Annotated in this window: 10 protein-coding genes; 4 read left to right on the top strand and 6 right to left on the bottom strand. The window is 35.4% G+C overall.

Features of this window, described 5'->3' with window-relative positions:
• Window positions 1-612 precede the first annotated feature (612 nt).
• Window positions 613-2,322, top strand: coding sequence for an alpha/beta hydrolase (locus F6K22_RS12855; protein WP_293097963.1), 1,710 nt, complete (start codon window positions 613-615; stop codon window positions 2,320-2,322).
• A gap of 648 nt (window positions 2,323-2,970) precedes the next feature.
• Here F6K22_RS12855 and F6K22_RS12850 read toward each other — a convergent pair.
• Window positions 2,971-3,417 carry a helix-turn-helix domain-containing protein gene (locus tag F6K22_RS12850; RefSeq protein ID WP_293097960.1) on the bottom strand — a complete coding sequence of 149 codons (447 nt, stop codon included), beginning with the start codon at window positions 3,415-3,417 and terminating at the stop codon, window positions 2,971-2,973.
• A gap of 514 nt (window positions 3,418-3,931) precedes the next feature.
• On the opposite strand from F6K22_RS12850, the gene F6K22_RS12845 reads away from it, so the two are divergent.
• Entirely contained in the window at window positions 3,932-4,951 is a 1,020-nt protein-coding gene (locus F6K22_RS12845) for a tetratricopeptide repeat protein (RefSeq protein ID WP_293097957.1), read from the top strand.
• A gap of 350 nt (window positions 4,952-5,301) precedes the next feature.
• Here F6K22_RS12845 and F6K22_RS12840 read toward each other — a convergent pair whose 3' ends face one another.
• Together F6K22_RS12840 and F6K22_RS12835 are read right to left on the bottom strand one after the other, a co-directional pair.
• The gene (locus tag F6K22_RS12840) at window positions 5,302-6,207 is read right to left on the bottom strand and encodes a phosphodiester glycosidase family protein (RefSeq protein WP_293097954.1); all 906 of its coding nucleotides are present in this window, start codon (window positions 6,205-6,207) and stop codon (window positions 5,302-5,304) included.
• 721 nt (window positions 6,208-6,928) lie between these two features.
• A complete protein-coding gene (locus tag F6K22_RS12835; protein ID WP_293097951.1) occupies window positions 6,929-7,540 on the bottom strand; it encodes a hypothetical protein in 612 nt (203 codons plus the stop codon).
• Window positions 7,541-7,944: 404 nt separating this feature from the next.
• On the opposite strand from F6K22_RS12835, the gene F6K22_RS12830 reads away from it, so the two are divergent.
• Window positions 7,945-8,328, top strand: a complete 384-nt coding sequence (locus F6K22_RS12830) for a PH domain-containing protein (protein WP_293097948.1) — start codon at window positions 7,945-7,947, stop codon at window positions 8,326-8,328.
• Window positions 8,329-8,805: 477 nt separating this feature from the next.
• Window positions 8,806-9,435, top strand: coding sequence for a Vat family streptogramin A O-acetyltransferase (locus F6K22_RS12825; RefSeq protein ID WP_293097946.1), 630 nt, complete (start codon window positions 8,806-8,808; stop codon window positions 9,433-9,435).
• Window positions 9,436-9,532: 97 nt separating this feature from the next.
• Here the strand turns inward: F6K22_RS12825 and F6K22_RS12820 are convergent, their stop codons facing one another.
• From F6K22_RS12820 to F6K22_RS12810, 3 genes are all read right to left on the bottom strand, one after another.
• The gene (locus F6K22_RS12820) at window positions 9,533-10,465 is read right to left on the bottom strand and encodes a hypothetical protein (RefSeq protein WP_293097944.1); all 933 of its coding nucleotides are present in this window, start codon (window positions 10,463-10,465) and stop codon (window positions 9,533-9,535) included.
• A gap of 84 nt (window positions 10,466-10,549) precedes the next feature.
• The gene (locus F6K22_RS12815) at window positions 10,550-12,112 is read right to left on the bottom strand and encodes a DEAD/DEAH box helicase family protein (protein WP_293097942.1); all 1,563 of its coding nucleotides are present in this window, start codon (window positions 12,110-12,112) and stop codon (window positions 10,550-10,552) included.
• 69 nt (window positions 12,113-12,181) lie between these two features.
• On the bottom strand, window positions 12,182-13,513 hold the full coding sequence (locus tag F6K22_RS12810; protein ID WP_293097966.1) for a YcjF family protein: 1,332 nt from the start codon (window positions 13,511-13,513) through the stop codon (window positions 12,182-12,184).
• Between the last annotated feature and the right edge of the window lie 85 nt (window positions 13,514-13,598).

Here is a 13,598-nt window from a genome sequence, read left to right as displayed (position 1 = left end):
CCCACACTTCCCACACTTCCCACACTTCCCACACTTCCCACACTCCCCACACTCCCCACACTTCCCACACTCTCCACACTCCCCACACTCCCCACACTCCCCACACTCTCCACACTTCCCACACTCTCCACACTTCCTATACCATTACTATGCACCACCATCTTTTTGTCTTTTTATTCCCAGTTAAGTGTTCCCAGTTAAGTGTTCCCTCAAACCTAAAATTTTGTACCTCGCGCTTTTTGGGAATTGCTATAGTAATAAATACTCTACTTTTTCAGCTTCACTTCATGGCAAATAATAGTACAACTTTAGGAAAAAAAATCAGTATAAAACACTGCAAAACATCAATTAACAGTCTGCCATACTAAATTATAGTATCTCTAAAGTAATTGTAGTTTCTGAAGAAAATTGAGAGAAAAACTCAACATTTTTTTCTACAAACTTAAATCTATCTCAATTATTTATATATAATAATCCCCCCGATCAAACAGTAATCTATCAGGGGATATTGCAGCTATTTATCTAGCAGTAACAACTATGGGATTAACATCTTTCTCGAAAGACATAAGAGAAAGATGAAAAATTATTATTAATTATGAGGAGTAATTAACCATGGAAAAAGCATTTAAAGCTCAAAAAACAAGCAACCTTACAAGTAATTCTTATGGTTTGAGCCGTTGGTTAAAATCTCTAGCCCTAGGCATAATTCCTGCTATTTTAACTGCTTTACCAGTCAATGCAGCCAAGCAAATTTCTGTAGGTCACGAAGGTCTAAATACCTTCATTTCTGTCTCATCATTAGAAACTTATGCTAAAAATGGAGAAATTAACTATGAACTAGCTAGCTATATGCTGCTTTTAGAAGCTGAAGACGAACAAGAATATCGAGAATTATTGCAAACTCGCTACAATTTTCCGCCTCAAATAGTTTCTCAATTTCTCCACTCACCTATGGGAAAATTATTCCTCAAAAGTTTAGGCGAAGTAATTAAAACTCAATCAATTGCTGATGACTTATCCTCTGTTGAAAATGGTGCAGAAGCAATTAAAACAGCCTTGTTAAAATCTGTCAATGATTCTGAAGGCTTAACTATGATAAATTTTGTTCGTCATTTTCCTAGTGATGTTATGTGGCTAGAAGCCAAGAAAATTTTGGCTGTAACTGAAAAAGTTTCTACAGTACAAGAACAGACAAAAGCTTTTGTTGAAACAGTAGCAAATCTAACATTAAAAGAAGCCGATCGAGAAAACAAAGTAGATTATTCTCAATTACCAGATATTAGAAAAAAAGGAAAATATAGCTTTTCCCAACAAGAAATTATTCTTGAAGATACCAGACGGAATCGCAAATTTTCAGCCAAATTTTATTTCCCAAATATCTCTTCAAAAGAAACACAAATTCCTGTAGTAGTTATTTCTCATGGTTTAGGCTCCAATGGGGTAAACTTTGAGAGTTTAGCTGAACATTTAGCCTCTTATGGATTTGCTGTTGCCCTACCCCAACATCGAGGCAGTAATTATGAATATATCCAGAAATTTTTAGCAGGTAAAACTCAAGATATGTTCCAGGGGAATGAATTTATCGATCGCCCTTTGGATATTTCTTTCTTATTAAATGAATTAGAGCAGTTAAATAAATATCAATTCCAGGGTCAGTTAAACTTAGAAAAAGTTGGTATGTTTGGTCATTCTTTTGGAGCTTCTACCGCTTTTGCTTTAGCAGGTGCTGAGATTAACTTTAGTCAACTCAAACAAGACTGTGGCCCAGAAATGGAAGTTTTGAATATGTCGCTGCTGCTACAGTGTCGTGCTTTGGAATTGAAGCCACAAAAATATAACTTCAAAGATGATAGAATTGCAGCAATATTTGTACTTGACCCAGTAAATAGTAGTTTGTTTGGAAAAGCTGGTATGGGTCAAGTTAAATTACCTGTTTTGTGGGGAAGTGGGAGTGAAGATAAAATTACTCCCATAGTTTTAGAACAAGTAAACTCTTTTACTTCTTTGACAACTCCTGATAAGTATTTAGTCTTAACAGAAGGAACAGATCATATTAATATTAATTTGGGTGCAGTACACAAAAATGCTTTCACTTCTCTAGAAGACTTAATTAAACCAGACCCAGAAGTAGTAGTTGGTTATGCTAATGCTTTTGGTTTAGCATTTTTCCAAACCCACATTGCCAATCGCTCTGAATATCGTCCTTATTTGCAAGCATCCTATGCTCAGACCATCAGCGAACAACCTTTTAATCTAAGTTTGGTGAAGTCTTTATCAGAAACTCAGTTAAACAAAGTATCAAAGCAAGCAAGAACAAACTAATTATATCATTTCCGGTAGCATCAGTATTGTAAGGTAAGGAAGAAGGAAGAAGGAAAAAAGGCAGGACTTACGCATGCAACTCCCTTGAAAACGCCATATGTAGCGGCCAATGGCATTCGCCCTCACTTGATTTAGTGTCCATGCGTAAGTCCTGTTAGATTAGATCTGGAGTAGGGGCGGGTTCTAATTGAAATTAATCAGGACTTATATAGAATCCGGGTAATTAGTTATCGTATTGCTGAGGAGTCAGGAGTCAGGAGAAATATTGGATTTGAATAGGATGAATTTTTAAATTCCTATTCATTCAATAGAACATCTGTATTAAGAGGAAGTAATGAATGCGATTACTGTATAACCGGATTTTATATTACGCAAAATATTAAATTACACACCATCTGTAGGGGCGAATGGTTTTGCTTCGCAACATGAAACGCCCCTATTAGATATGGTCATTCTGCGTAAGTCCTGGTTATGAAAATTCAATCAGATGAACCCGCCCCAATGATAATGATGTAACCTACAAAATTAGCTGTGTCAGTCTAGTAGGCTGTTGGCAATAATTATATCATGTCCGATGCTACCAGACATGATATTAAACCTTCTTTCCTTCTTTCCTTCTTCCCTCTTCCTAAGATTCACCAACCCCTATTATTTTTTGTTATTTTTGATTAATTTACTCTTTAACTGATACCTAACAGTAGCATAAACTGCCTTGTAAGAAGCATTAATATTATATTCCTCTTGCAACCATGTTTGAATTTCTCCATAACTCTGAAAACCATTATCGGGGTCATTCAGTCGTTTTTCCAAGCTATCTCGCGCTTCTACTGGAATTGCTGGTTTGCGCCCCCCATTTTGTTTGACCTGCAATAATCCTGGTAGACCATCCTTACGATATTGCCTCAACCACCGTTGCACTGTAATCCGATTTACCCCTAGAGTAACTGCCAATTCTGTAACTGTTGCCACTTGACCAATTTTAAATAGATACAATGCTTGAATCTTCTGAAAACCACTAGCGGTTTTTTGATGATTTAACAATTTTTTCAGTTCTGGAACTGTTTCTGTGATTTCTATTTTACATACACCGGCCATATTTATTTCCCTTTAGCTATATACTTTCTAAGATTAAAATCTTTTCCATAATATCTGTAGCATACAAAAAAGTAAATAACCACTATAATATTTTTAACAAAGACTAAAGTGCATACTGATATCAAACCTGGGTAATTAATGAATAATGAATAATGAATAATTACCTCTGGTTAAAACCGTAACGGAATTGAATATAAGGAAATCACAATTTCTTTTCAAGGGGAGATTGGATATGGCTAGGTTTCTGATGCATCCCATCCTAAGGTCATACTCCGCTTTCCGACCGCTTTTTCCCCTATGGGGGGAGGCTTTTAACCAAGGTATTTAATTAATAATTATTAATTATTAATTATTCGGTAATTACTTATTGTATGATTTAAGAGCTAGATCTGGACTATAACTTTGTAGCAAAAATTTATCCAAATTGTATTATTTGCATAAATTTTTGTGTATTCAGGTAAACTATCTACAGCCATAAGCGATAAAAATATTGATCAAATTGAGAGGAGCAAGCATGGGTAAGAGAAACCCCATTACATTTATTCTAATTATCCTGGCTTTAGGTTACGGCGGTTCAATTGTTTGGTTAAATAATCTACAAAAAAAATCCATAATTATAGCTCAAGGAAAAATAGCTAGTTTAGGAGATATTAATCAAAATGTAGATATTAATAAACTTAGGGCAGCACGAAATCAATTGCCCAAAGCAATAGCCATTTTAGAACAAGCAATTCAATTACCTGGTATACCCTTACAACCTGTATCCAGAGAAATAGTTAAACTAAATTATCAACTAACAGCAATAGAGAGAAAACTATATTTAGAAGAATATGGATTCATATATTTAAAGTTAGCAAAAGAGTCAGCAATGGCAGCAGCTTTATTAGTACAAAATCCACCCCATCCTATTAAGACTTGGTATAAAGCACAAGAAAAATGGCAATATGCAATTAATTTATTAGAAAAAATTCCTCAAGAGAGCGGTTCATATCTAGAAGCTAGAGAAAAGTTAAAACTTTATCGGGAAAATTATCAAGTAATAACTAAAAGATTTAATTGGGCAAAACAGGCAATTGAAATTAATAACCAGGCTAAACAAAAGATGGAAAAAGGAAATTATTGGGGTGCAATTAGAGACTTAAAAAAAGCTATAAATCTTAACCCTGGTCAGAGTGAAACTTACTTAAGTAGAGGAGTTGCTTATTCTCAAGTGGGAATGAGAAGAGCAGCGATCGCCGACTTTAATAAAGCTATCGAAATAAATCCTGGAAATTCTCAAGCTTATTATTACCGAGGTGATGAATATCTACAATTAGGAGACAAACAAAAAGCACTGGAAGACTTAAATAAATCTATTAAGATTGATGCTAATAATCCTAAGTCTTACTTTAATAGAGGGGTGGTTTATTACTTAAGAGGAAATCAAAGTAAAGCAATAGAAAATTTTCAGCAAGCTGCTTTTCTTTTTGGATTAGATGGAGATTCAGAAAGTCAAAAAATGGCAGTAGATATGCTAAAAAGATTTCAAGAATAGTATAGTGCTACGCGGAAATCATTTCAGTTATCAGTTATCAGTTATCAGTACCTCCTGTTTAACCAGGAGGCTTGAAATACGGAATACTCTTTTCTCTTGGTCGATTGGATATGGCGTTTAGCGTTCCGCACAACGCGCGTTAACGCGGAGCGACTTGAATTGCGGAGCGGCTCTGTAAGAGCGGGAAACCTCGCTATCCCATCCTAAGGTCATGCTCCGCTTTCCGACCGCTTTTTATCCCCTTAAAAGAGGAGGCTTGAGACCCAAATTTTTCGGTCAAAAGTTAAAAGTAATATCTGACTTATTCTGCTTGTTGCCTATGAGTTTGGGTCAGTAATTCGCAAATTTGCTCAAGGTAGGATAGAAAATCCTAAATGATTAGCAATTGAACGTTGACGCATAGGTATAAGAGTATGAACTGGTGAATTTAATAATCTCCCTTGAGAATCAGATCTTACTACTAAAGTTGTTGAACCTCCACCATCTAAATTTAATGCTTTATCTACACCCAAATTAATCATAAATTCCTGTAGTTCTCCCATAGTCAGACCATCACTATAAAAAGGCTGTTTACCATCAACTAAAACTAACCATAATTTATCACCTTTTTGATTAGTTGCTACTACTGTCCGTGGATAAGGTCTCTGATTAAAAGGTGAATTTCCTGGCACAGCAATTGCCTGACCATTAGCAATTAAAATTAAATTACCAGAAATAGCTTGAGTAGTTTGAATCGGACAAATAGAATTATCTGATATTTGAGCATAGTTCTTGATATTAAAACATAAAGTCGGCCAATTTCTATCAATTATAGAGTAGTCATCACCATTAGATATTGCTCGTCCGACTACGTTGACTAAATCTCCACTTTTAGGGTAAAAATCCCAAGGTGTCTTTTCATAAAATGGGTAGAAAAAATTTGCATTTATTCCTAGCTGTAAATCAAATTCATTGACAAATTCAGAAGTGGTACGGGCAGGAATTTTCATATCTGGAGAAGTAGAAATTCTTGGCGTTACTAATACTTTAAATCCTGGTGTAGTCAGGTCAATAGTAACAACATGAATCATAATTGGACGAGGTCGATCAAATGAAATCCTTTCATATAAAACTCCGGGAAATAGTAGTAAATTTGTGTTAGTTCGAGGAGGGCGAATAAAAGATAATATAGTAAAAATTGTAAGTATTAAAATTAAGAAAAAGACAATGCCAATAGTTAAGAGCGATCGCCATGTCAAAATTCTAGTTCTAGACATTAGATAAAATCCTCATTTTTTGAATGAATAATGAATAATGAATAATTAACAATTAATACCAGTTTGATAAATGTTTGCTACTAATCTATCTTGCCTGTTCCCTATAACTAGAGTTTTGTAACATTCTTTTTTCAAAATGGTATAATATCATGTCCGGTTGAATAGTTATAATTAAAGCTTGTAGTAGGGCTTTAGACCTATCTATCTATTATCGGGCTAAAGCCCTACTACAAACAAAAATTTTTTTATCACGCTCTTATCCGGACATAATATAATACAGAATATTCCAGGTTAATGTGGTTCAAATGAGAGAATAAATATTTTTTACCTATTACCGAAAAATTGAGGTACAAAGTCTCTCCATTCATGGAGAAAAAAATTCCTTTTAGGCAATTGCTCTATTACAGAAGAGGTAATTATTAATTATTAGAGATTGAATGTATCAGGAAATATAAAAAGGAGATAGGGAACACTTAACTGGGAACACTTAACTGGGAATAAGGAGGAAGAAATCAAGACAAATATTTGTCGCTTAAAAATCTAGGAATATATGTACTGAATACTTCTCTATCTACCAAATTTCAATCTCTTGAACTATTACCGGTTTGAGATTTTAGTCACTCGTATGCTCTCTTAATACTTATTTTACAAACAGTCTCTTAATTATTAATTATTAATTATTAATTATTAATTGTTGAACCTATTCCCTATCTTCAATATCTTAACAAATAGGTTGTTTTCCAGGTTTCACAGCATGAATATACTCACTACCAGAATTAGGCCAACCTCTGCGATAAGCTGCTGACTCTGGTTTTCCCCATCCCAACTGTAGCAACATCTCCAAAAAATTTGATTTTTCCCACTTCAACATATTTGCCCATTCTGTACGTTGGGCGATCGCCTCTATCTCAATTATTTCTATTGGGCGAAATTCTCGACCATGACTCACACTTAAATATAAATCCATCCCTATGGTCACTTGATTCCAGAAATTTAACACAGAAGCTTTTGCTGCCTGCAAAATTTCTAAATCATCCGACAAGGCAATTAACTGTTCATGCACCACAGGAAAACTAATAGTTTTCTCATTAACTGTCACTTGTCGCCATACAATACCAGAAACCAAATATTCTCTTTGATAACGATGAATAGCAGCTTTAAAATCTTGATAGGCAGTAAACTTTTGAAACGCCTCTGGTTTGAGAAATTGGTCAACAACTGGGTTTCCAGTACGGGGGGTTGCAGCCAAATTAAGACGCTGGCCTTGTATACAAGCTTGGCGTTCTTCAGCTAAGATATTGATTAGTTCGGTAGTATTGTAGACCTTTGACATAAGGACATACTATAGTCAGAGTTATATAAAATGTCTTTATTGTGACATATTTTTGGCTCAAGCAAAGGTATTCACAAATTCTTTTTTCAAAATTATTGCAGCTAAAATAGTAGCGCGTCGAGCTTTATGGGTGTGGGTCATTTCAGTTATCAGTTATCAGTTATCAGTTATCAGTTATCAGTACCTCCGACTCAAGTCGGAGGCTTGAAATACTGAATTGAATATTTCTTTCATCTCCTTAAAAGGGGAGGCTTTGGACTTGATTTTTTGGTAAATTAACATCTTGCACTGACATAATATGATGCTTGGGTTTGTTAAAATAGAATATAAGAGAACAATAATGTTCTGCTAATGATTGAATAATTAAGTTTATTAAATCTTGATAATATTAAAAGGAGTAAAAAATGGGTTTAATTAGTGGTCTGCTAGGCAATGCTTCCGAACTTAATGTTGATTCTAAAAAACTAGATAAGTTATTCAACGATATTTTAGTAGATGGAGAACAAATCGAAAAAGCTTACCAAATTATTCGCGATATGTTTGTGTTTACTAATAAGCGTTTAATATTGGTAGACAAACAAGGAGTGACTGGGCATAAAATTGAGTTTCTTTCTATTCCTTACTCAAAAATTACTAAATTTTCTAAAGAAAGTGCAGGGCATTTTGATCTAGATGCAGAATTAAAAATTTGGGTGGGTAGTGAATCAGAACCAATTAGCCATGAATTTAATCGTTCGGTGAATATTAATGAAGTATATGCTGTACTAAGTAAGTATGTTTTGAAGTAAATTATCAGTTTAGTTATCAGCATTCAGCCATCAGCTATTAGCTATTAGCTATTAATTTATTTCCTTTAGAGCAGGAATTAGTATTGAGAGATTTAACAGAAATTAAAAGTCTTGGAAAAAAACTAACCTCGATCTTGGCAGTGTATATTCATTTTGTTTTGTGAAACAGCTAAAAGCTGAATGCTTACTTTTAATTAAATAATTTGGTTGAGTCAAGAGTAGATCCACTTATGAACTACTCTTTAATTTTTATTATCCTAATTTTTGATAGTGTTCCATCACAGGAGATTGAAATCTATCTGTCAATCAATCTTTTTCCTTCATTCAAAGATTATGATACCAATTTCATTAACTTAGGCTACACTACTTATCTTATACTGAAACGTAAAATAATTTCCTGAAATTAGTGTAGCATCAAAGTTTTGAGCCGATCAAATCTTACTTTTGACTTTTGACTTTTAACTTCCGTGAAACGCTATGAGTAACGGTCCTGACCCTAATCTTAAATATCCAATGCCTAATCAAACTCGATTAGTCTATTTAAAAAATATTATTAACAATCCCAACATTATTGTGGGAGATTATACTTATTATGATGATTTGGAAAATCCAGAGAATTTTGAGCGGAATGTTCTCTATCATTTTGACTTTATTGGAGATAAATTAATTATTGGTAAATTTTGCTCTATTGCCTCTGATGTAAAATTCATTATGAATGGTGGAAATCATCGGACTGACTGGTTTACAAATTACCCATTTCCTGTGTTTGGAAATGGTTGGGAAAAAGCCATGCCTGACTCTTGGCCAGACAAAGGTAATACTGTTATTGGTAATGATGTTTGGATTGGTTATGGAGCAACAATTATGCCCGGTATTCAAGTAGGAGATGGAGCGATTATTGCGACAAAATCTGTGGTGACAAAGAATGTTGAACCATACAGTATTGTAGGTGGAAATCCGGCTAAGGAAATTCGGAAAAGATTTGAGGAAGCTATTATTAAAGAGTTGTTAGAGATTAAATGGTGGGATTGGGAAATTGATAAAATAACTCGGAATTTACAGGCAATTTGTGGTTCGGATATTAATGCTTTACGAGAAGCTGTTTGAGTTCTATTTTGTAGATATTTAGATAAATAAAGTGTTTTTTTTGTAGGGGGATAAAAATCCCCATTAATCACTAAATACTTATTGAATAAAATTACCTCTAGGAAGGCAGATCTTTTAACTTTTTCTTCAGAAGTAGCTCTTTGATGTTTTTCATAAAAATATATTTTTCAGTGTAAACTTTTACTATTTCTGATTGGAGAGCTTCTTCACTACTACCAGATGCAGACATCCGTATTCGCTCAAGAGCAATTGCAGCATCGTTAAAAAGACTAATAATCTCATTATGAGAGATGTATGCCAGGTCTTTAACATGAGGAACAGCTAGATTATGTACTTTAGTACGGGGAGAAATAATAACAGTAGAGCAAGGCATAAAATCAGGAATTAACTTATCACTTCTTACTCTTTCTTCATGTGTAAGAGCCTGACGAACTGTTTTAAGTGATATGCCATCTTCAGCATTTTCATCAGTTTTGGCCTCAAATACAAAAGCATACCAAGAACCGAATATCCAGACTCCATCAGGCGCACCATCATCTGGCCATTGATGAGTTTTTGCTCCTAACATTTTCCCTAGTAAATCTAAACCATTTTCAAATGGTTTAGCTTCCTGGCTTTCAATTTTTATTTGAAATTCAGATATTTTTTTCGCATAATTACCACCCCTTATTCTCCATTTCTGAAGTAATTCGTGAATTACTAGAAACCAATCTTGAGTTGGTAAATTTTCAGGAATACTACTTTCATCTACTCCAGAAAGTTGAGAGCGCAGTTTACCAAGCCAAGTAATATTTGAAGAAGTTAATGAAGCTTTTTCAAGATATGAAATAGCTGTTGATTTAAAAATATCATTTTTAGAGTGTTTCCAATGTAGGAAAGCAGTTGTAGCAGTTTGATGATGCCAAAATGCCCGATATGGTCGAAGATCCTCTCCTCCTTCCAATGCTTCTAAGATTTTGGTCGCAAAATCTAAAGCCTTTTCATATTCTCCCTTCCATGAGGCATACATATAATCAATCTCATAAGGCATTGCTTTAGCAAGAGCTTTGGCTGTAGAATCTGAATTTTTTGAACATGAATCACGACGTTTACGAATTTCTTGCTCTGCGTCTTGTCATCCAGGGGTCTGTGTCAAAAATTCTTCAGCAAGTTCTACAAAATCTTCGGCAGTACGGTCTGTTGAATTATCTAAACCAAATGAAATTTCAGCCTGTAATTCTGGATGCATACCTTTCGTGACTTTACTCGTACAGCATCGCTCTGTCAATTTATCCCCGAGAACTACAACTACAGAATAATCACTTTCATCACGAGTACAACGACCCATTGCTTGTGTAATTCTTGTACGAATACGATTGTTGAGTTGAGAAGAGGCTCCAAGACCTGTCCTCAGATAAAGTTCTTGTAAGCCAGAAGCGGATGGCTCACTATTCAATATCATGAACCGACAATTATCACCTGGTAAATCAATACCATCATAACGATTAGCCAAGAGAAGTGCAGAGAAATGTGGACATTTTGTAAATGAGTCCAGATTTTGCTCTATCTCCCCAGATTTAACAACAGTATGAGATTGCGATATTTTGTCTTCCCACTCCTGAATAGTTGGGTCGTTAGGAACAAGTATCAGAGCGCGGTTAACCTTTTTTAGCATTTGAACTGCTACTTCTTCCGGATTTTCATTAGCTGATAACCCAGGAAACAAAATCAACCGTCTGCCAGTGCTTCTCTTGTGCCATTCTTCAGGTATTGGCAACCTAGCTATTTTCTTGATACCAAAGACTCTTTCAATATCTCCATCTTCTCCAAGCGTTGCTGACATATATACACGCTGTTTTGCATTTGAAAATGGTTTATGGGTTTTAGTTGGTGGAATCAGAGGACGAATTTCAAGAGTTTTTGGAGAAATATAAATCGAACAAGCTTCAAAATGAGATGAAAGAATGCTCCATGAATACTCAAGATCATCATCCTTAGCTACAACTTCTCCAATTCTCTGACTAAGGTGAGTATAGTAGTCAAAAGAAGCAATAGTAGAAATCATATCCACATAATATTCATCGGAGTGATTACTGCCTCCTGTTTTAATTCTATGCTTCATAGAATCTGGTATAACTGGTTCAAGTATTGAATATATTGATCTATATAATGATATGTGCTTTTCCTTACTTATGGATAACGTCCATAAATCAGTAATGTAGTTATCTGCAGAATGAGCATCATCACAAATAATTACTTCAGGGTCATTAATACGAGGATTTGTGTTAAATAGTCCACTATATGTAGTTATTGCAATTGCTTTACCTTGTTGATATTCATAAAACATCCCTCGATCATAATTTTTCTGACGACCCACTAGCAAAGAAGTTTTTATCCCATAAAGTTGAGCTTTTTGATTGATTTGAGAACAAAGTTGTTTAGTAGGACAGAGAAAAACTATAAATGCTCGACGACGGTACTCAGCAATTAAAAGACCAACTAAAGTTTTGCCTGTACCTGTAGGTAATTCAATTGCTAGATCTTTACTGTGAATGTGATTTTGATGATAATCCTCTAATATTTTACCTTGATGCTGCCATAGGTATTTTACAGAAGAATCTCGGTTAAGATCCCGAAACATAAGTACAATTGATTCAGGTATAGGACCTTCTGATACAGAGGTACGAAATTTACTCATTCAATTTTCTCAAGTTAATTATTTGTAAGCTTTATATAGTTTAACAAAAAATTTAGCAGATACCTCTCTTCAATTTTTCATACCTTTAAACCTCTCTTTCGCCGACTCAAACGCCTCCTGCATCACACCTTGAATTTTCTCTGGGTCTGGTTTTTTCCCTCCCATCAAGTCTCCAAAATAAACACAAGCACTTTCACCCAACGCCCAAGTATAAGTTGCTGCCCAAGAAGCAGCGATCGCGCTCCCGAACCCAGGCACAAATTTAATCAACTCTCGCCCCACAGCTTGAGCAACAAAACCCCCACCAATAGCACTAACAATTCCACCTGCTTGAGATGGAGAAATTGTTTGCCCATACAAATTTCCCAATAAACCCACCATCGAAACTTGCAAGGCTGTCAATACTGGCATTGTCGCAAAAGGTAGAGGTACTGCTGCTGCGGTAGCCGCCATAATAGTAAATGATAAAATGTAACGTCTCCCAACATCTCGATAAATATTCCCCAGTTGTTTGTTTGCTTCTTCGTCTAATAATTGATAAATTGTTCGAGCTTCTGCTTCTGGCAGCAATTCCGCTAAATTATCTCTAAAAGCTTCTAAACCATAAAATACGGGGTTATACCCATCCTCTTCCAGGGTAAAGTCGAGCAACACAGAGCTATTATACAACTTGCCAAAATCTTCCTGAATAGCAGCAAAAGCGCGGTTTAGTTCCTCATATTCTGGAGGATATTCGGGATGGTCGTTAGTGGGGTTGGGATAAACTTCGTGCAGACAAGTCACTGCTAACAAACAAGGAATATTTGGATATTCTTGTCGCAACTGTTGTGCTACCTGTCGTAAAGTATCCGTGGCAAAATCATTAATTTTTACAGTCAAAATCAAAATTCTGGCGCGGTTGCTTTCCTGCTGCAACTCTGCCAAAAGTTCGTCAATAATAACCGGAGTTTCCTGTTTCACATCTCCCAACCCCACAGTATCGGTAAAAATTAACAACGGCAGATCGTCAGAAGGATAAGCATAACGTTGGGTGTGTTGGGTGTGGGGGCGAAAACCTTGACCGACTATTTCTGGAGAAACTCCTGTTAAACCGCGTACTATGGAACTTTTACCTGTTTGAGGTTTACCGATTAATATTGCTTCAGTAGTAGGAAGTTGGGCGCGAACTTTTTCCAGTATTTCCGCAACTTGAGCTTCATCCACAGTAAACCATTGCATTATTGTTTGGGCTGCCTTACCCACAGGGAAAAGTTTCATCAGGCGGTTGTTAGTATCATGCCAAATTCCACCAATACGATCTTGCCAAGAGTCAGTTTTTGACTCTGTTTTTACATCTTCAGTCGGGCGATCGGACTGTTCAGAATTAGGTGTTGGGGAATTAATATCATTTGGTTCAGTCATTTCAGTTATCTGCTTCATAAAACCGATATAAAACGTCATAACAAGTGACATTTTAATGTTTACTTCCTGCTGTACGGACGTTGCA

The sequence above is a fragment of the Okeania sp. SIO2F4 genome (genome assembly GCF_010672385.1).
Taxonomy (GTDB): domain Bacteria; phylum Cyanobacteriota; class Cyanobacteriia; order Cyanobacteriales; family Microcoleaceae; genus Trichodesmium.
This window is presented reverse-complemented; position numbering and strand designations above follow the sequence as displayed.